General features: G+C 59.5%; 15 protein-coding genes. 3 read left to right on the top strand and 12 right to left on the bottom strand.

Annotated features, from left to right (window positions below; translation table 11 throughout):
• Positions 1-310 precede the first annotated feature (310 nt).
• On the bottom strand, positions 311-2914 hold the full coding sequence (locus tag TQ98_RS12180; RefSeq protein WP_242443095.1) for a LuxR C-terminal-related transcriptional regulator: 2604 nt from the start codon (positions 2912-2914) through the stop codon (positions 311-313).
• A gap of 429 nt (positions 2915-3343) precedes the next feature.
• On the bottom strand, positions 3344-4102 hold the full coding sequence (locus TQ98_RS12175; protein ID WP_052659206.1) for an SDR family NAD(P)-dependent oxidoreductase: 759 nt from the start codon (positions 4100-4102) through the stop codon (positions 3344-3346).
• 258 nt (positions 4103-4360) lie between these two features.
• On the opposite strand from TQ98_RS12175, the gene TQ98_RS12170 reads away from it, so the two are divergent.
• Positions 4361-5548 (top strand): lipid-transfer protein, encoded by a 1188-nt coding sequence (locus tag TQ98_RS12170; RefSeq protein WP_044872741.1) that lies wholly within the window; start codon positions 4361-4363, stop codon positions 5546-5548.
• A gap of 49 nt (positions 5549-5597) precedes the next feature.
• Here the strand turns inward: TQ98_RS12170 and TQ98_RS12165 are convergent, their stop codons facing one another.
• From TQ98_RS12165 to TQ98_RS12150, 5 genes are all read right to left on the bottom strand, one after another.
• Entirely contained in the window at positions 5598-6623 is a 1026-nt protein-coding gene (locus TQ98_RS12165) for an AraC family transcriptional regulator (RefSeq protein WP_044872742.1), read from the bottom strand.
• A gap of 165 nt (positions 6624-6788) precedes the next feature.
• Entirely contained in the window at positions 6789-8357 is a 1569-nt protein-coding gene (locus TQ98_RS12160) for an AMP-binding protein (protein ID WP_044872743.1), read from the bottom strand.
• A 117-nt stretch (positions 8358-8474) separates the two neighbouring features.
• Complete coding sequence (locus TQ98_RS12155) at positions 8475-9749, bottom strand: acyl-CoA dehydrogenase family protein (RefSeq protein ID WP_044872744.1); 1275 nt, start codon at positions 9747-9749, stop codon at positions 8475-8477.
• Positions 9750-10207: 458 nt separating this feature from the next.
• Positions 10208-10354: a hypothetical protein gene (locus TQ98_RS27765; protein WP_158249356.1), complete on the bottom strand. Its 147-nt coding sequence runs from the start codon at positions 10352-10354 to the stop codon at positions 10208-10210.
• Positions 10345-10734, bottom strand: coding sequence for a hypothetical protein (locus TQ98_RS12150; RefSeq protein ID WP_082073235.1), 390 nt, complete (start codon positions 10732-10734; stop codon positions 10345-10347). Before TQ98_RS12150 ends, TQ98_RS27765 begins: the two co-directional genes overlap by 10 nt.
• A gap of 179 nt (positions 10735-10913) precedes the next feature.
• Here TQ98_RS12150 and TQ98_RS12145 point away from each other — a divergent pair, with 179 nt between their 5' ends.
• Positions 10914-11903 (top strand): DNA-binding protein, encoded by a 990-nt coding sequence (locus TQ98_RS12145; protein WP_044872745.1) that lies wholly within the window; start codon positions 10914-10916, stop codon positions 11901-11903.
• 28 nt (positions 11904-11931) lie between these two features.
• Positions 11932-12765, top strand: coding sequence for an inositol monophosphatase family protein (locus TQ98_RS12140; protein WP_044872746.1), 834 nt, complete (start codon positions 11932-11934; stop codon positions 12763-12765).
• 648 nt (positions 12766-13413) lie between these two features.
• Here the strand turns inward: TQ98_RS12140 and TQ98_RS27605 are convergent.
• From TQ98_RS27605 to TQ98_RS12115, 5 genes are all read right to left on the bottom strand, one after another.
• Complete coding sequence (locus TQ98_RS27605; RefSeq protein ID WP_146036007.1) at positions 13414-14445, bottom strand: TniQ family protein; 1032 nt, start codon at positions 14443-14445, stop codon at positions 13414-13416.
• Positions 14446-14460: 15 nt separating this feature from the next.
• Positions 14461-15321 (bottom strand): TniB family NTP-binding protein, encoded by an 861-nt coding sequence (locus TQ98_RS12135; protein WP_158249355.1) that lies wholly within the window; start codon positions 15319-15321, stop codon positions 14461-14463.
• Positions 15314-17161 (bottom strand): Mu transposase C-terminal domain-containing protein, encoded by a 1848-nt coding sequence (locus TQ98_RS12130; protein WP_158249354.1) that lies wholly within the window; start codon positions 17159-17161, stop codon positions 15314-15316. The genes TQ98_RS12135 and TQ98_RS12130 overlap by 8 nt, the downstream gene beginning before the upstream one ends.
• Before the next feature lie 800 nt (positions 17162-17961).
• Entirely contained in the window at positions 17962-18378 is a 417-nt protein-coding gene (locus TQ98_RS12120) for an SRPBCC family protein (protein ID WP_044872748.1), read from the bottom strand.
• A gap of 83 nt (positions 18379-18461) precedes the next feature.
• Positions 18462-19472 (bottom strand): aldo/keto reductase, encoded by a 1011-nt coding sequence (locus tag TQ98_RS12115; protein WP_044872749.1) that lies wholly within the window; start codon positions 19470-19472, stop codon positions 18462-18464.
• Between the last annotated feature and the right edge of the window lie 60 nt (positions 19473-19532).

Below are 19532 nucleotides of genomic sequence, written 5' to 3'. Positions count from 1 at the left end.
CTTTAGGGGAGCAGTGCCTCGACTTGCGAGTCAGACTATGGGTAGTTCCCGCTGTCGCCACCCCCAACGGCAGGGGGTATGGGTGGTGCCTGGGGGGCATGGATTTCGGGGGCTTGTGCAGGAGGCAGGAGAGAACAGTAGCCCGGATGAAATCCAGGAGCGGCGGTTGGATTTCCCCGGATGGCATCCGGGCCACCGAGCGCGGTTGTAGGGTGCGCCAGACAGCGCACCCTACTGTGGGAGCGAATTCATTCGCGAATCGTCGCGTCAGGCCCGCATCGCGACTGAAGTCGCTCCCACAGTGGCCAGCTCAACCTGCCGATTCGAGAATGCCCAGCATGTAGGCGCGATCCACCACATGCTTGCGGGTGCCGGCCTGGAACTTGCCGAAGAGGTTCTTCAGGTGCCACTTCACGGTTTCCTCGCCGACATTCAGCGCCTGGGCGATCTGCTTGTTCGACAGATTGCGCGCCAGCAGTTGGAGGACTTCGCGCTCCTTGGGGGTGAGCAGGCGGCTAGGCGACACGGCCATGGGAACCGCCTCCAGACGCGCAGGCTGTGCCGCTGGAGTTAGGTTCTCCGTCGGTGACGGGGTGCCGTCGAGACGAATCTGCTCTGCCCAGCGGGCCAGGTCAGGGTGGCTGTCCTGAACGATGCGCCGCAAACCGTATTCATCGGCGAGGCTGATCGCTTCCTTCAGGCTAGGCAGCCCGTCCAGCCGGGATTCCTTGAGGGCCAACGCCTTGAGTAGCTTCAACTGGACCACTTCGCGGCCCCGACGCAAGCGCTCGGCGATCTCGTTGGTCATGTTCAGCTCCAACAGCATGGCCGGCCAGTCCCGCGCCGCAAGGTGGACATAGATCCTGGCCAGGCCGACCGAGATGCCCAGCTCCGATCCGAGCAGCCCGTGCACCTGGCGCACCGCTTCGGGTATCCATTTCTCCAATCGTCGCCACAGTGCCTGGCAGGTGTCGCCCCGGCCATGCAATGCATTCAGGCGGATCTGCTCGCCGAGGGCGACTATGCAGAAGCGCGGGATGCCGCGCTCTTCGCCCAAAGCCGACAAGGCTTCCAGCAGGTCGTGGCCACGATGCGGCTGCCCTTGCAACGCGGCCAGCCGCGCCGCGGTGAGAAAACCCATTGAGATCGCATCCGGCGACGCGAGGCGCTCGATCACATCCAGCCGGTTGGCCAGCACAGTGGTCGCTTCCTGAATCTCACCACGTTCGAGCAACGCCGTGGCCAGGCCACAGGCCAGGATCACCGCCATCGAACTGCGCCGCCCGATGTCCTTTTCGGCGTGCGCCAGGCTGTCGCGAAACGCGGCTTCGGCCTGCAGGATGCGCCCCTCGCACAGATACGACATGCCGAACACCCATTTACCGAATCCACGGATGGCATCGAGCTGTGGCGTCCAGACGTAGTTTGGGGTCCGCTGATAGACCCGCCGCGCCTTCTCGGGCTGCCCCTGGAGCAGCAGGAGTACGGCGACCTGGTTGGCGAGCATGGCTTGCAGCTTGATCGAGCCGGCCGGCAGCTTTTCCATCCACGGCGCGGCGATTCGCAACGACTCGTCCGGGCGGTCGGCAAAGTAATAGGCCGCGGCGGCGATGGCCGTTGCTTCCCCGCGCATGTCCTCGTCGGCGGCCGGGTCCTGCTGGATACGGTCCACCAGGCACAGCGCCTCCACATGACGCTCGCTCAGCGCAAGAACCCACGCGGCGGCCACGCACATCCTCGGGCGCGACTCCACCTCCTCGGCGGGAAGTTCGTCGAGCCAGTCCTTAACCCGGCCGAACTGGCCACGTATCGTGATCTCGTACAGACAGCGTTCGATGTTTCGATAAGCCTGTTCCGTCTGGCCGGCCTGCAGGGACTGGCGCGCAGCCTCCTCAAAGAATGCGTGTTCCTCGAGCCAGTTGGCCGCCCGTTCATGCAGCAACTGGCGGTGCTCGGCCGACAGGCCGGCAAAGCGTGCTTGGAGAAACTCCCGCGCCAGGGGATGGATACGCACCCAGTCGCTGTCGAGCCCTTCGGCAAAAATTGGCGTCGACGCGCACAAGCCGCGCAACAGCTGATCCGCGCGCTCATCGCCGGTGAGCGCCGCGCACAGCGATGGATGGACCATGTCCAGCAGCGAAATACAGGTAAGAAACTCCACCTGCTCGGCCGGCAACTGGGCGACCAGGCTATCGACGAAGTAACGCTGGATATCGCCCGAACAGGCCGAGAACTCGTCAATGGCGGCTATCAGATTGCTGCTCTTCTCAATGGCGGCAACCGCCAGTTGCAGGCCCAACGGCCAACCTTCAGTTATCTCGTGCAGATGCACGCAACCGTCCGGATCGATGCGCGATCCAAAGCGGCTGGCGAGTATCGCCACGGTCTCCTCGACACGGAAACGCAGGGCATCGGCCGCGATGCCAACATACAGTCCGCGCGCCAGCAAATCCGCCACCTGCAACTTCAGACGGCTGCGCGAAGCCATGATCACACGCAGGTTGGCCGGTGCGTTGTGCAGGAGATAGGTCAACGAATAACGGGTGGTGGTTTCGGGCAGCGTATCGACCTCATCGAGGATCAGCACGGTTTCCACGCCGAGGTCAGCGACTTCCGCCAGCCAGTCGGTCAGGCCGTCGAGCCCGTCCCTGGCAGGGGGCATCGTCCGCCCGGCGTTCACCGCAAAAGACTGCCGCCCGCTGCCCAGCGCCATGGCAGCGGCCAGGCCATGGACGAAGCGGCTGCCATCGTCATGGGCATCGAGGGTCAGCCAGGCGACCACCGCACCGCGGGAGAGGAACTCGCGGCGCCATTGCGCCAGCAGCAGGGTCTTGCCGAAACCGGCCGGAGCGTGCACCGAAATGGCCAAGCGGTCAGCCAGCTCGGGCGAGTCAATGCTGAGCCGCTCGCGCATCTGAGTACCCTTCTGATTGCGCGGTGGCGTTGTCTTGAGAACCAGTTCGGGCTCTATCCGATCCACGTTGGCGATGCCTCTCTGCGGTCCCGTGCACTGGGTGATCGGGCCGCGCCAGCGATGGCCGACGACTCCAATGCCTGGGCATTTTCTTGTTATGGGGAGAAGGTCATGCTCTGGGCACTTTGCGATCTTGCACCGCTGCTCAGCGTGGCACGCGATGCCTCGGCCCGCCACTTTATCCAGGCTGTATCCTGGCGGGAAAGGTTTCTGGGCATTGCAACAGCCTGATGTGCGCGGACTCTTCTCCAGGGGCTAGCCGCACGAGAATAAAGCAGCTCCGCACATCTGTCCCCCCTAGCGGCGAGAAGCATGCGAAGCAGAAACGGCCACCGCCGTCCTCCAGGGGACGGCAGCGGACGCGCGGAGTCATTCCGGCAGAGCGAATCCCGCAATCAGGCCAGAATCCACCGTGTGGACCGAACCATTCACATAGGCCGCCTGGTCCGAAGCCAGCCAGGTGACCAGGTTGGCCACGTCTTCCGGCTGACCCGCGCGGCTCACGTGGGAGGCCAGCGAGGCGAACAGCGCACGCTCGCTCTCGCTGAGGTTGTCGGTGGTCATCGAGGTCTGGATGAAGCCGGGCGCGATGGCGACGCTGCGGATGTTTCGCTTGCCGTACTCCAGCGCGCAGGCCTTGGTCAGACCGATCACACCGTGTTTCGCCGCGGTGTAATGCGACAGGGTGGACATGCCCACCAGACCGTCGACGGAGGCGGTGTTGATGATCACGCCGCCGCCACCGGCGAGCATGGCCGGAATCGCCGCGTGGGCGCAGTAGAAGACACCGTTGAGATTGATGTCGATGACCCGGCGCCATTGTGCCGGGGTCAACTCGGCGGTCCGCCCGCGCACACCAGAGATACCGGCATTGCTGAACAGCACATCAATGCGCCCGAAGGTGTTCATGGCGCTGTCGACCATGGCCTGGCAGGCCGCCTCATCGGCCACGTTGGTAAGCACCACCAGGGCTTCGCCGCCGGTCAGCTCCAGGGTTTCCTGAAGGCCTCGTTCATTGACATCCGCCAGCACCACCTTGGCGCCGAGGCGCGCAAACTGGATCGCCGAAGCACGGCCAATGCCACCGGCCGCGCCGGTCACGATGACAACTTTTCCAGTGAAATCCACGTTGATTCTCCTCACACAGGCCACATTGGCGTTCTTGTTGGCCCTGACGTTAATCCCGCGCCCGGCCCCCGGACTTGTCCTTCCAAGCAGAACGCTTATCCCGAAACGAGCAGATTGCGGGCGCCCGGCAGACGGATTTGTCCCTGGAGGCCTGACTTGTTATCAGCTCGACACGCGCGGGCTCCAAGGCGCGGGGCTTTGTGGATACTCGGTTGCACGCAGGCAGAACCAGCGTCCACGAACAGCCAAGAGGTCACTATGAGTACCGAAATCGTTATCGCCGGGGTGGGCATGGTGCCCTTCCGCAAGCCGGGTCAATCGGAAAGCTACGATGTCATGGGCGAACAGGCCGCGCGTGCGGCACTCAAGGACGCGGGCATCGACTATGCGCTGATCGAGCAGGCTTTCTGCGGCTACGTCTACGGCGACAGTTGCGCGGGGCAGGCGGCGCTCTACCGGGTGGATATCAGCGGCATCCCGATCTTCAACGTGAACAACAACTGCGCCAGCGGCTCGTCGGCCTTCGCCCTGGCTGTCCAGGCAGTCCAGGGGCAGCAGGTGGAGTGCGCGCTGGCGCTGGGCTTCGAGCAGATGGCGCCGGGGGCGATCAACATGCTCTTCCCCGACAAGCCGAGCCCGATCGCGCGGCATGAGCAGGCCATCTTCAGGATGATGGACATGAGCCCCGAGGAGCGCGCCGTGCCGCCGGCGGTCGGCATGTTCGGCGCCCAGGTCGATGCCATGCTCGGGATGGGCGTGACCGAGCAGACCCTGGCGGCGGTTTGCGTCAATTCCCGCAGGCACGCCGCCAACAACGAAAATGCCATCTTCCGTACGCCACTGACGGTCGAAGAGATACTTTCTACAGCTCCCCTCTTCCGTGGGCTGCGCAAGAACTACGCCTGCCCGCCGAGTTGCGGCGCCGCCGCCGTGATCGTCTGCACCCCGGAGTTCGCCCGTGCCCATGGCGTCCGCGCCGACGTACGCCTGGCGGGTCGCGGATGGAGCAGCGACCGCAGCATTTTCTTCGAAGGCAGCGTGATGGATGTCATGTTCCAGGCCCTGAGTCGCGATGCGGCGAACAAAGCCTATGAGGATGCCGGCATCGGCCCGGAAGATGTCGACGTCATCGAACTGCACGACTGTTTCGCCAGCAACGAACTGGCCACCTATGTCGCGCTGGGGCTGTGCCGGCAGGAGGAGCTGAACGCTTTTGTCGCAGCCGGGCGCGGCACCTATGGCGGCGACTGGGTGATCAACCCCTCGGGCGGCCTGCTGGCCAAGGGGCATCCACTGGGCGCGACGGGACTGGCCCAGCTGACCGAGCTGACCTGGCAGCTGCGCGGTGAGGCCGGCCCACGGCAGGTGCCGGGGGCCCGGGTCGCGCTGCAGCACAACGGCGGCCTGGGCAGCGCCGGCTTCGTGCATATTCTGAAAAAGTACTGACCTGCCAGGGGGGGGGGGCTGGAGCGCCGAGCCGCCCGGCCCACCCGGCTCAGCGCTCCAGCCCGAGGCCTTGGCGGTACTGTCGTGGCGACTGGTTTGTCCAGCGTTTGAAGGCGCGAGTGAAATTGCTCACTTCAGTGTAGCCGAGGGAGAAGGCCGCTTCGGTTACCGACACCGAGCTGCGCGACATCATCGCCAGGGCCTGCGCGCGGCGGGTACTGTCGAGAATCTCCTGGAAACTAGTGTCCCGCGCAGCAAGCTTCAACTGCAGGTTGCGGGTGCTGATGTGCAGCTGCTCGGCCACCCGGTCCTTGTTCAGGGCCCGCACGGGCAACTCTTCGCTGATGAGCGACCGTACGCGATTGACGATGTCGCTGCGGTCGATCCGCTGCAGATACTCCATCACCGTTCGATCATGGCCAAGGGCGAGTTCCTCGTTGGCACCCGGCAACCGCTTGTCCACCTGTGCGACGTCCATCACCATGATGATCTCAGGCCGATCGAATCCGATATCGCACTGGAAATAGTCTCTATACCTCTGTGCCTGGCCTTCCGGCTGCGGCCGCGTCAGTTCGAGCGTCCTTAATTGGAAGCGATTGCCGGAAATGGTTCGCAGCAGGTTGGTGACCAGGGCAATGTAGGCATCCTGCGTCTCGAAACAGGTGTCTGCCCCTTTTGTGCTGGTACTGATTAGCAGGAACTGATTGCCGCGCTCTTCACAACGGATATCGGCGTTCTGCGAAACGACCCGGTAGAAGGCACTCAGGCGCTGGGCAAAATCTCGAATCGAGATGCTGGACAGCAATGCGAAGCCCATGGCGTGCAGATTGGCCGGACGCATCGTTTCTCCGACTCGCAAGCCGAAACCGGGATCGCCGCTGGCCTGCACCGCAGCGGCGTAGAGTCGCGAGATAGTCTGGTTGTCGATGCGGACCAGAGGATCGGTGGTGGTGGGCAATGACAGGCCGCAGGTGTGGAAGATGTCCTCGGCGACGACACCCAGGTTTTCCAGGGCTTCGGCAATCGCGATGGCGTAGGCGCCGATGATCGATGAGTTGTGCGTGACCTCTTTCATTCGGCTGCTCTCCGCCAGTGCTCAGTGCGAGTATCAGTCACTGCGCATGGGGCCTGGGAAAGCTGGGGAAGCAGGTCCGGTGACGCAGCGTTGTCGGCGCCACCATAGGTCAGCGGCGGCTGGAGGCCGCCCCCCTTGGCTGGGGGGCTGCGACGGAGCGGCGGGTCAATTCACCGCGCGAGCCTTTCCCGACCAGTACGCCTTGCGCAGCTCGGTCTTCAGCACCTTGCCGGCCGGGCTGCGCGGTAGCTGTTCGATGAAGTCGACGCTCTTGGGCGTCTTGACGCTGCCAAGGCGCTCCTTGACCAGGGCGATCAGATCATCCTCCGCACAGACCTTGCCGGGCTTGAGCTGGACAATGGCCTTCACCGCCTCGCCCCACTTCTCGTCGGGGATGCCGATCACCGAGCAATCCTGCACGGCCTCGTGGCCGGTCAGCACCTGCTCGATCTCGTTCGGATAGACGTTGAAACCGCCGGTGATGATCATGTCCTTCTTGCGGTCGACGATAGTGATGTAGCCGTCCTCGGACATGACCCCGACATCGCCGGTGTGGTGCCAGCCATGGGTGCGCACCTCGGCGGTGGCCTGCGCGTTCTTGTAGTAGCCCGGCGTCACCAGATCCCCGCGAATGCAGACCTCCCCCGCTTCGCCGCGCGCCACTTCCACCCCTTCGTCATCGAGGATGACCACGCTGTTGAGCACGCACGGCCGGCCGATGGATTGCAGGCGTGCCTCATTGATCGAGCCATCGGCCTGCAGGTAGTCCCAGGGCGCCTTGGCGGTGATCGCTGCCGGTGCTTCGGACTGGCCGAAGGCCTCGGACATCACCGGGCCGAAAACCTGCACGGCTTCCTTCAGTTTCTCCAGCGAGGTCGGCGCGGCGCCCACCAGGAAGTGCTTCAGGGAGCTGAAATCGCGCTGGCGGATCTCCGGCAGCGCCAGGAGCATGTAAAGCACGGTCGGCGGCAGGAACAGATGGGTCACCCGATAGCGCTCGATCGCATCGACAATGGCCTCGGGCTGGGCCACGGCCATGATGACGTTGGTGCCGCCACGGGCGAAGTGCAGGCAACCGCTGAGCCCCGCCGTATGCGTCATCGGCGCCACCACCAGGTGGCGGGTATCGTCGTGATAGGAAAAATGCGCGTAGAAATTGCTGAAGAAGGTGTGGACGTTGCGATGGGTGATCATCACGCCCTTTGAGCGCCCGGTGGTGCCGCCGGTGGGATAGAGCGCGAAAATGTCGTCCAGGCTGCCGCTACCCGGTTCCGGGGTGTAGCTCGGCCGCGCGCCTTCCGACCAGGCCGCGAGGGAGATGCCCACGCCGCAATCGCCATCGATACACACCAGCTCACGCAGGCCGGGGCAGCTCGCTTTAAGTTGCGCGGCTTCCTTGGCGTAGACGCTGTGGAACAACAGCAGCTCGCCGTCGAAGTCACTGAACAGCTCCGCGTTGGCCGCCACCGTATTGCGCGGATTGACCGGTAGCCAGACGCAGCGGGCGCGGAACACGCCCAGCAGGGCGAGAAACGCGACGCTGCAGTTGGGCGCCAGGATGCCCACGTGGCCGCCTTCGTTGAACCCGTTATGGGCGATCGCGCCTGCGATCGCCTGGGTCACGGTTGCCGCCTGGGCATAGGTGAGCGCCCCGGCGTCGTTGCCGACGTCGACGAAGGCCAGGTTGTTCGGATAGAAACGGACCGCGTTATCGAAGTGTTCGATGATGCGCATGGCGACTGTGCTCCCGTGCAAGAGTGCCGCGACGGCCGGCTTTCGTCGGCGCAGCCGTCTCCCCGGGGCCGCACTTAGGCAGTCCCGAGGAAGTTTTTTCGGAGGGCTATCGGATGGTCAGTGGTTGCGCTGGTAAGCGCGGCTCAGCCAATGCATGGCCTTGAGCTTGAGGGTGTTGGTCTCGCCGTCTTCGATCATCGATGCCCGTGCATCACGCAGAAGCTTCTCGATCGGGTACTCGCAGGTCAGGCCATTGCCACCGAAGAGTTGCAGCGCTTCGCTGGCCACCTGGAAGGCGGTCTCGGTGACATAGGTCTTGCTGGTGATCGACGCGGCCAGGTGCGGGCCCTTGTCGCTGTAGTTGTAGGCAAACACCCGCTGGGTGATGGCGCGCGACAGCTCGACTTTCTGCCACAGGTCAAAGGTGCGCAGTTGCACGCTCTGGTGATTGATGATCGGTGTTCCGCCCTGCTTGCGTTCGTGCACATAGGCCAAGGCATGTTCGTAGGCCGCGCGGGCGACCCCAGTGAAGGTCGCCGCCATTTCCATGTTGCCGAACGTCAGGGCGCTGAGGAAGCTGGTGATGGCCGCATCGCCCTCGGCGATCACGTACTTCTTCGGCACATGCACCTCATTGAAGAACAGCTCCCCCTGGGGCAGTGGTCGCTGGCCCAGCTTCTCCAGCGGTTTGCCCTTGGAGACGCCCGGCAGGTCGAGCGGAATCAGGATGCCGATGTGGTTCAGCCCTCGGCCATTCTCATGCTCCAGGCCCTGGCCGTAGTCGCAGGGAATGTAAGCCAGCGCTGTCTGCGCAAGGGGCGCATAGGAGACCCAGGCGGAGGATTGGCCCTGCACGATGACCTCGTCGCCGACAACCCGCGCATACAGATTGCCGCGCGACTGCCGGGTTCCGGGCTGAACGATGCTGCCGTCCATGTCGGCGGCATCGCTGCCGCGATCGGGCTGGGTCGCCAGCCAGCAGCCGGGAAGCGAGCCGAATCGCTCGATGATTTCCGCATCGCCGGTATTGTGCGCCGCGAATGCGGGGAAGGAAGACGCCAGGGCGGCGATGGCCAGGCCGGAGTCACCCCAGCCAAGCTCTTCGAAGATGATCGGCATGATGCGGGCTTTCTGCTGGTTGTCCATGCCGGCAATTGCGGCGAGGTCAAGGAGACCCGACTCATGCACCTGCCGCAGGTATTCGAACAGCGGCGATCCCGGGGCGACCACTTCTTCGGCGGTCATCTTGTCCAGCGTGGCTCCGAGCGGACGCATCACGTCTCGGGCGAAGCCGTGAGCCGCCTCCTGAATGGCACGTTCTTCTTCGGTCAGATCAGCTTCCAGCCCTTGAAGGCCGAGCACGGGCTCGACGATTTTGTTCAGATCAAACATTTGCCGTTTCCTCTTGTTCTTGCCCCGTAGCGACACGGTGAGGATCCGCACTGGTCGTCATCAGGACGAACAGAAAGGACCGATGTAAAGGCATCGGATAGCACCCCTAGGCATGCACCTGCGGATTCCCGATTGCATGGGCTGAAGCCTAACTGGCCATGGATCGGCAGGCTTATCGTATCGGGCAGATAGGTTGTCCCGGCGAGCGCTATGCAGCGTCAATGCCCGTCGAACCTGAAAGGCCATCAGGCGCCCTGTAAGGGGCCTCGCGGAGCAGGCCGGGAGATCGGGGAGCGGGAATTGGAGTTTGCCCGGAATTCATCGGGGCTATTAGTCGCGCAGGGCTAGGCTAGACACCCCATGCAGCGGGAACTGGCCTGCGCGCGGGCAATCCCCGCCAGGCTGATCCAGTCGTTGTAAGCCTGCACCGGGCACCGGCGGGCCAGCGCCGGCGCACTCTAGGTCTGTCCCTGGTTGTCACGGTCGCCCTTGCTCCAGGGCAGGAACAGTTGCATGCCGTCCCCCGGCCGCACCTGGATTTGCTCGACCTGCGGCCGGCACAGCTCGTCGCTGCGGAAGGCGCGCCAGAAACTGATCAGCAGCAACGCGCGATTACGCCAACAGCGCAGCAGGCGCGGCAGGTCTCCCTCGGCCCGCGCTTGCGTCCCGGCCCGCTCCAGCCAGCTTGTTCGGCTTCAAGGTGCAGGGTGCGGATGCCCTTCAGCACCTGGCGCACCAGCGGGGTCTTGGTCGGGTCGGGAAAGCCTTGGCTGACATGCCACTTCGCCAGGGCGGCCAGGCGCAGCTTGAGGGTGCTGCTGGCCAGGGTGCCGGCGTGGTCGACCAGGTAGCGCACGATGGGGTCGCTGGTCGCCGGCAAGAAGCCGCCCAAGCTCACCTCGAAGTGCTCGATCGCCTGCTGGTAGCTGCGTCGGGTGTTAGCCCGGGTGCCCGCCTGCAGGTAGCGCTCAACGTTGTGATTCACCGCCCCTCCCCCGCTTGGCGTACCGCGATTCGACCCCGAATCGGGGAAGACGCAGCCTCCCCTTGGATAATTCGTGATTATCCAATCTTAATCTAGACACGATCTGGCGAGAAGAATGCAGCACAAATAGAATGTAAATACATAGTATGTAGAACAGTACGAAATCGTAGGAGACTGGCATGGCACGTGGTGGTATCAACAAGGCGGTGGTGCAGAAAGCCCGTACCGCCCTCCTCGCCCGTGGCGAGCACCCGAGCATCGATGCAGTGCGTATCGAACTGGGCAATACCGGTTCGAAGACCACCATTCACCGTTATCTGAAGGAACTGGAGGCTGCTGATCAGGGACGCAGCGCTGCCCCCATACCATTCAGTGGTCAGTTGGCCAATTTGGTCGCGCAGCTGGCAGAGCGGCTGCAGGAAGAAGCACAGGCGGCGGTAACCGCAGAGCGCGAGCAGTTGGCCAGCGAGCGTCGAGGCTACCAAGATCGCCTCAGCCAAGCAGAGGAGCGTTGCCACCAGTCCGAAGCCCAATGCGCAGGCCTCACCGAGCAGTTGCAGGTTGCGCAGCAGGCACTTCAGCAGGAGCGACAGGTCCGCCAGCAGGCCGAGGTCGAGAACGCTCGCTTTCTCCAGGCCAACCGCGACCTGGAAGCACGGTTACAGGATCGTGACGGACAAATTCGTTCGCTGGCGGAGAAGCATCAGCATGCGCGCGATGCTTTGGAGCACTACCGTCAAGCCGCTAAAGAGCAGCGTGAGCAAGACCAGCGCCGTCACGAGACGCAGGTGCAGCAGCTGCAATTGGAACTGCGGCAGCTGCAACAAACGCTGATGATCAAGCAGGACGAACTAACCCAACTGAACCGCGACAACGCCCGCCTGCTGGCGGAAGCTCGTCAGCAACAGAAAGACCTGCACTCGTTGCAGCAGCAACTGGAGCAGCGCCAACAGACCCTGGCCAGTGAGATGCAGACCCGCACACAGGTCGAGCAGGAGAACGGTGCTTTGCGGGAGCGCTGCGATACGCTGCAAGGTGAAGTAGCTCGCCTGAGGGAAGCCAAGGACGCTCACGACCAGCAGGTACAGAGCCTCCAAGAACGCCTGGTCGAAGCCCACACGCAGCTGAAGATCTTAGGTCATCCTCCAGAGGATGCTGCCCCCCAATGAGCTAAATCGGCTCTGTATAGAGGTGCTGATGACACGCCAACTCAACCTTCCCGCCCTGCTCAGCCAGGCTATGAGCCAGGTACTTCTGGCGGGGCAACTCTTGGTCGAAGAATGGCTCCGCCCTGACGGTCCGCGCGGTCAGGATGACAAGGCTGCTGTAGACATGGAGATTGAGCAGCGCCTGCGCAAGGTACTCCTGGATCTACTGGATTGCGACTACTGGGGCGAAGAAACCGGGCATACCCTCACTGGACACCGGTGGTGCTGGGTGGTCGATCCCAACGACGGGACCAGCGATTTCCTGAAAGGCCGGAACGGCTCGGCAATCTCGGTTGGCCTGTTGCGCGATGCACTTCCAGTGCTCGGTATCGTATATGCGCCAGTCACCGAGGACCGTGGCGCCGATTGCATCGCCTGGACTGAAGGGATGGGGTACCTCTTGCGGAACGGTGATCCCGTCTCGGTCGATTTGCGTCAGCAACGCCTGGACACGCAGACAACCGTCATGGTCAGTGCTGCTGCAGCGACCAAGCCGCAGCTTAATGCCGAACTCTGCGCACCCGCTCGATTTCATGGCATGCCAAGCATCGCATATCGCCTAGCACGGGTCGCTGCCGGCGATGCGGTATGCGCGGTGTCGTTGTACCCGGTGTCAGCCCATGACGTGGCGGCCGGCCACGCGCTATTGCGGGCCAGTGGGGGCGTGCTGTTGGACGAGTATGGGCAACCAATCAGTTACCGAACCGAAACCGCTATGGCCATGGTGTCGAAGCGCTGCTTTGGCGGGGCGGAGCAGGCCTGCCGGGACCTTTGCGTCCGCAATTGGGAGCGTGTACTGAGCGCACCACAACACCTAGCTTAAGGGAGGCAATCTGAGCTCCCTATTAACAACAAACCCCCTGGTGCGCAGTTCGGGAAGAATCCTGTCCGAGGCGTGGGGGTTATGGTCTTGGCCTTAGGGTATTGGACGGTAGCTGCACCGTCAATCGGCGCACACACCACATGCGGATGCGTCGCGGGAAACGAGGGGCGTGCTAACGGCGATGTGTGCATTCTCTTACGCTGGAAATTGTGAAATTTCGCATAATTTCGCATAGCTCAGTCAAATCTGAATAATCAGCCAATAACTTCTTGATTTGCAGTATTTTATTTCGAGATCGTTGAAGGTGGTGAAACTAACCGCCATGTAGGGAACTACACCAGGAGAGTTATAGGCACTCCTCAGGCGACGCATGGGACCAGAAGGGTTCGCTATTGCCCTCCGGTGGCGCGATGCGGCTTAGCGCGCCTGCTGCGCCCCCAGCCAGCCGATGTCTATTCGCCCCCTCCGCACGCGTGAAGACGATAACGCATGCCTTAGCAGTGCTTGCCAATCTGATGATGTTCGAGACAGTGCCCGCAGGCTCCTCAGCACCAAGTCCAATGGAGCGTATCCTCCGAGGGAGATGTGCAGATTCACCGAGCAACTCCAGAAGAATCCAGTGGAACTCCTTTGAATAAAGAGAACTACTCAGCCGAATAACAATTCTGGCCTGCTTCGCGCAAGACCATTAATAAAATCCTCCAAATATATCTTCAAGTCTTCCGGAAGTGCATTCAATATCTCCATTGCATAACCAATCTCCCTTCTCGACGACAACCTCATACCGTAGCGCGCTATATCGTAAGCTTCGCCACTATAGACGTCACTATGCAGGCCAAGTGACATTCGCACATCAATAAATCGCGACGCCGGAAAGAGCTTAAACACGCAACCCACCAAGATGAGCGCTGTCATTCGCGAATAGACATTACAATCCGAACACCCTAACAATTTAGCGTGCTCTATTGATCTGATCCCGCTAATTCGTGGAAATCCAGATTGCATGGCCCTAGCAACACCATCACCGCAAGGTGGGCGCAAGCGTGGAAATAGAAAGTTCTCCAACAGTAGGCGTGCCACCGCCAGGATATCTGCCCCACGAACAGGACGATCCATTCCTCTTATCTTTATAAAACCGGCTTTGTGCACGGCAGTTAGAAAGCCCTGAACTCTCAAGGCCAAAATCACTGCTTTAGTTGGTGCACCTGGCTGTCTCCACTGCACCTCATTTCTTGTTTTTCGATCGTACTTATCATTGCACTCCTCGACAAATACAATCCAGGATTTTTGCAAGCCAATACTATTAGGATCAGCGAGCACCAATAAAGTCCTGTGCTTTACACATATTGGGCAATGGAGGTAGCACCAACTTTTTCTCCAATAAGGAGATCTGCCAGAGGCAACGTCTTCCTGCATGCACAGAAGACAATAGGCTGCGCGATTTTCCCAAGGGAATAGCCAGTTAGTCTGAGCCCCAAAACAGCGCCTAGCAGACTCAGGATCCACCCCCACCCTTGAAAGAAAGTCAATTACCATCTCATTATTGAGATCAAAATCAGGATCCTCAAGAGATTGTGAAAAACGCAATACATCCTCTTCACCAATGACACTTGCCGACCTAACCAGCCATGACGCCAAGCACTCGTCATACCTAACAATTGGAAGGCCAAATATTTTCATTGAATCTCCCTGCAACTAATAACCCCAAGGGCTTGAGTACGCCTTACGCATCAGGCTCAGCGTGATCTTTTCTTCGCCACTTCTAATTGCATAACATGCTGCGGAACGAATTATCTGAACAACAGAGTCCATCCTACCTCCAGTTCTTTCCAGCAGAAAGCCGGTAATTTCCTCTGAATCCAGCAAAGAAGGCAATTTCAGAGGGATATGGCTTTCGATTCCAAGAAGGAAAGATCGGAAATCATTGCTATCCGACCAATCATGAAGCTTAATCGTATTAAATCTTCGGTAAAACTGACTGTCGCTCTGCAGTGAACTGAGAGCAGACGATGTTCCAAAGCCAAGAATGGAAAGGCCATACGGCGCGTTCGAAAGCCCCTTGATCAACGAAAGATTTCTCAACTGATCGTTACGCATCACTAAAAATGCATCATGCAACTCATCAAGAACAATTCCTTTGATTTTTCTAAGTTTGATTATCTGCAATAACTCAACAGGCAAAGCATTGGGATTTGATCTCGAGTACTTTATAAGCCCCCCTGGCATTCCTAGTGCACGAGCAATCAACTCTGGAAACTTAAGTCCATCCGGCTTCACCGACAGATCAAGGAAAACCAGCTTGTCACTAAACCGCTTAAAGGTTTGTAATCTTCTGACAATACTAGACTTTCCCGTACCACCCTCTCCGTGAACCAGCAGACAAGGAGCCTGATTCCTGTCGGGAACGCTCAGTATATTATCTATAACCCTGAATACATCCTCGGACTGCGGATAATCTATCCAGGATTGATCCTTCTGAATCTCAATTATACGAAGATCATCACTTAAACTCAGAAGTTTTCTCCGACAGGAATCCAAATGCTGACCATTAATCATAACTCTTACCCTTGAATAGGGTCGCTCTTCTCGAGTAGTTCGGCCGATCAGCCCTGTCTGCTTTATCGGCAGGCACATCAATTTCATTCGATTCTTTGTGCTGAGACGAAAGATACTCAGTGCGCGCAGCCTCTGCCTTGCGAGCCCTTTTCGTTTCGCTCTGACTACGCTTCACCAGCTCCTTGTTTTCGTGCACATACTCGGCCAAGGAATGATCCTCCAGCCCACCAGCGGGCGTGCGCCCTCCACCTCGACTATGTTTCTTTTGAGCACGATATTCTTCGAGGCTGAAGTCAGCCTTTGTAACATCAGAGAAATGGACAGGGATATATTCCCCATTGAGATATGCCCATATTGTACCCAAAGAAAAAGGGTCATATTTAATCATTATCGCCGCCTTCCCCACGTGGAACCGCAACGCCGCATCCCAGTAGAGGCATTTATTGAATTTGATGCCTTCTCGACCGATCTTTCTAGTTTCCTCGGGCATAAAATCAAGCTTAAATTTAAATGGATTTGAAACTATAGGTGGGTGCATAGGCGTATCGCCGCCAGCGCCAAAATGCTCAGCCCACTTTGATGCAGGTGAACAACCTAGTTCTGAGTGCTTTCGCCCATGGTATATGCACACTTCCTTGGCAAACCATTTCGTGAACTCCTTGAAAGTCAAGGCCGATGCTTTATCGCTATCGTGACCACGCCGCTTTACGACATTTGAATATGTCGCTCCTGGTAAAAAATGTACCTTGCTGGTCATAAAAGTTCCGATAAGCCTTTCCACGTGGCCACCATAGTGCTTCTTTCCTTTTGGCCTCCACTCTGACTTTATACCATTCCTAATACATGCACTTTCGAATTTCTTACTTCTAAATTCTTTCGCATTATCCATATGAATGATTTCAGGAACCCCGTAGTACGGATACCTTTCAATATCGATGCCCAATTTCTGCAAGAATGAGATTTTCGGCAATGCGGCATGATAAATTGCACTTGAAACAGAAACAGCAGACGGGGGATGCAAACTGAGGTAGTACCCAAGAATAACCCTAGTGTACTGATCGATGATTACTGTTAGCCATGGCCTTCCAAGAGGTTGGCGTCGAACATTATCAACCAGGATAACATCCACCAGCGTGTGATCCATTTGCACTCTTTCCAAGGGGCGAGAAAAAATTTTCTTACCTGGTCTAGCATCATGCCGTTGACTCGCTGCATCAGCGCCGTGCTTTTTCTTGCAAAGCTCTTTTTCGTCCCGCATTTTTATTCTCTTTCTAACTGCAGTCATTGAGGGATATGGAATGCCGTCCCTCAAGCATTTAGACTCAACATCACTCCAGACTTTAGAAATTGAGGCGGATGATCCTGAATAAACCTCATCAATGCTTTCCTGAATATATTTTTCAACTACACCCGTAAGTTTTAGAGAGCCCTTTGAATTCCCCCTGCTATATCTTAAGAGCGAAATCACCCCAATTTCCTCGCTATAATTTTTCCTTAATCTGTAAAAATTCGACTTCTTCATTTCCAGGGCGGTGAGAGCCTCCGCTAGACCAATCTCCCCACGCAAATATCGCCCCATTACATCAAAGCGCAATTCTGTTAGGGTGATCTCATCTTCGGACACATTGCTAGCCAACTCATCAAGTTCCGGCGAAATCAATGCAATCCCTTCATCAGTGACCGCCGGGAAAAACTCTATTTCATCAAGAGAAACTATGAACCGCTTGCCCTCCTTCTGGCTGACGACCGAAATATTATCGACGTTAATAACCCTAGAAACCTTACAGACCGCCCCCTTGGCCACCACCACAAGCCCTTCCCTTAAGTCGACGCGACTCATGACATGTGCCCCCATGAAATGCACAGTTATTTCCATCAACTTGAAAAAATGATGACGCTGCGCCCTCAACTTAGAAAGTGAATCAGGAGCCTCATAATTAACTTAGAGACCATATAGGTCCCGCAGTCAAGAATCTTCAGAATTTGATTTGATAGAAGATTTGCCGAGGTGAGATCAGCGTATTTTTTCGATGCAATGACGGGAGAAATCGCCAGCATTGCAATTAGCTCAATTCAGTCAAAACAAATTGAGGGAGTTTTTTAGCTTTACGCCGCCAGACTGCTTATTCGGAGCCGATTATTCTGTAGCACTAGGTAGTCCCAGTCTGGGACTGTTAACCGCCAGTCCCAGACTGGGACTTCAAGGAACAGGGGGATGATTTTCAAAAGCTGGAAGAGAGGCGACTTTCAACGTCTAGACTCCAGCTTTCAAAAACTTATTATTTATTTTTCAGCCACTTACCTAAGTCCACTCTTCAAGAAATCGCGACAGGATTTTGCTTCGCATAATCGACGTTATGTTCACTGACGCCTCCTTAACTCCATCCTTAGGCATCAAGGTTCGCGGTCCGCTGCGCTGGCCTGCACGGAAAGTCATCAGTGTCCAGTTCAGCGGATCATTCTTCTCGGCCTTCGTCATCAGCGCCGCCGTGGCCTCGGTATCCGCACTCGCGTATTTCGTGCTGCTGAAGGCGCCAGTGGCCGATGATTGGCTGGCCGTCGGTGCGCGTCTGGTCGCTCAGATGAAAGCACCCTGCCCGGCGGCGAACACCTTGCCGTCACACAGGGCGCCTCAATCCATCAGCTCTCGATGGCTCGCTTCAGCGCTGCCAGGCCATCCTCGTAGATGGTGGTGAATAGCGCAGTGGCTTCCGCGTCGCTGATGCCCTCGGGGATGAAGGAACCGAACCATTCCACGCGGGAACCCTGGCCATCGTTTCCGGGCAGGACACGCAGGGTCGCTTCGTAGTCGCGGACCGGGGCGGGCCCGCGGAGGATGGTGTAGCTGTAGCGACGCTCGGCTTCGTTGAAGTCCAGCAGGCGCTCGATGATGGTGTCGCCGGCGACGCTCTTCAGGGTGCGCACGCGGCCGCCCTCGCTGAGCGCGCTCTGCGGAATGAACGGCAGCCAGTCGGGCAGCGAGTCGAAGCCGCCGATCAGTTGCCAGACCTGGTCGATGTCGGTGTTGAGGTCGATGAAAGCAGTGGCCTTGGCCATGATGTTTCTCCCGGGGCATTGGCCCCAAATGATTCGATGATGGGCTGTGATGCACCGGGCCGCGAGGCCCGGCGACTGAGGGTTCAAACAGTCGGGACAGGCGCCACGGTGCTGATCAGGCCCTGGGCGCGCAGGTCGTTCCAGAACGCGGCCGGGATGACGGCGCTGAGCGCTGCATGGTCTTCGTTGGCGTGCAGCGGACGGGTCGAACCGGGAATCGCGGCGACCACGGCCGGGTGGGCCAGGGCGAACTGCAGGGCGGCGGCTTTCACGTCGACGCCGTGGTCGCGGGCCACCGAGCGGATGCGCTCCAGCTTCGCCAGCACGGCCGGGCTGGCCTTCTGGTACTCGAAGTGTTCACCGCCGGCAGTCACGCCCGAGCTGTAAGGGCCGCCGACGACGATGCCGACGCCTTGCTCCACCGCCTGCGGCATCACCCGCTGCAACGCGCGCTCATGGTCCAGCAGCGAGTAGCGGCCGGCGAGCAGGAAGCCGTCGGGGCGCGGCTCGTCCAGGTCCAGGGTCAGCTCGATGGGCTCGACGCGGTTCACGCCCAGCCCCCAGGCCTTGATCACGCCTTCTTCACGCAGGCGGGTGAGCACGCGGAAGGCGCCGGTACGGGCGATCTCGAACTGGGTCAGCCATTCGTCGCCGTAGAAGTCCTGGGCGATGTCGTGGATCCACACGATATCGAGGTGGTCGGTGCCCAGGCGCTTCAGGCTGTCCTCGATGGAGCGCAGGGTGGCGTCGGCGCTGTAGTCGTTGACGATGCGGTTGCGGTTGCCGTGCTCGAACAGGCCGCTCTTCTCGCCCAGCTCGCGGGCGGCCGGGTCTTCCAGTTCGTCGAGGATGACGCGGCCGACCTTGGTGCTCAGTACGTACTCGCCACGCGGGCGGTTGGCCAGGGCGGCACCCAGGCGGGTCTCGGAGAGGCCGGCGCCGTAGAAGGGAGCGGTATCGAAATAGCGAACGCCATTGTTCCAGGCGGCGTCGACGGTGGTCTGCACTTCCTCGGCGGGCACGGCGCGGAACATGTTGCCCAGCGGCGCGGTGCCGAAACCAAGGCGGGTGGGGATCAGGGACTTCAGACTCATGACGGGGTTCTCCGGGTTGGGGGGAGTCGCTTGTGAACTCCAGTGGCGGCAATCCTATGC

The sequence above is a fragment of the Pseudomonas sp. LFM046 genome (genome assembly GCF_000949385.2).
Taxonomy (GTDB): Bacteria; Pseudomonadota; Gammaproteobacteria; order Pseudomonadales; family Pseudomonadaceae; genus Metapseudomonas.
This window is presented reverse-complemented; position numbering and strand designations above follow the sequence as displayed.

Coding starts and splice junctions, on each gene's coding strand:
- TQ98_RS12180 (WP_242443095.1), bottom strand. CDS start 2,914: ATGCGCGAGCGGCTCAGCATTGACTCGCCCGAGCTGGCTGACCGCTTG.
- TQ98_RS12170 (WP_044872741.1), top strand. CDS start 4,361: ATGAGTACCGAAATCGTTATCGCCGGGGTGGGCATGGTGCCCTTCCGC.
- TQ98_RS12165 (WP_044872742.1), bottom strand. CDS start 6,623: ATGAAAGAGGTCACGCACAACTCATCGATCATCGGCGCCTACGCCATC.
- TQ98_RS12160 (WP_044872743.1), bottom strand. CDS start 8,357: ATGCGCATCATCGAACACTTCGATAACGCGGTCCGTTTCTATCCGAAC.
- TQ98_RS12155 (WP_044872744.1), bottom strand. CDS start 9,749: ATGTTTGATCTGAACAAAATCGTCGAGCCCGTGCTCGGCCTTCAAGGG.
- TQ98_RS12145 (WP_044872745.1), top strand. CDS start 10,914: ATGGCACGTGGTGGTATCAACAAGGCGGTGGTGCAGAAAGCCCGTACC.
- TQ98_RS12140 (WP_044872746.1), top strand. CDS start 11,932: ATGACACGCCAACTCAACCTTCCCGCCCTGCTCAGCCAGGCTATGAGC.
- TQ98_RS27605 (WP_146036007.1), bottom strand. CDS start 14,445: ATGAAAATATTTGGCCTTCCAATTGTTAGGTATGACGAGTGCTTGGCG.
- TQ98_RS12135 (WP_158249355.1), bottom strand. CDS start 15,321: ATGATTAATGGTCAGCATTTGGATTCCTGTCGGAGAAAACTTCTGAGT.
- TQ98_RS12130 (WP_158249354.1), bottom strand. CDS start 17,161: ATGAGTCGCGTCGACTTAAGGGAAGGGCTTGTGGTGGTGGCCAAGGGG.
- TQ98_RS12120 (WP_044872748.1), bottom strand. CDS start 18,378: ATGGCCAAGGCCACTGCTTTCATCGACCTCAACACCGACATCGACCAG.
- TQ98_RS12115 (WP_044872749.1), bottom strand. CDS start 19,472: ATGAGTCTGAAGTCCCTGATCCCCACCCGCCTTGGTTTCGGCACCGCG.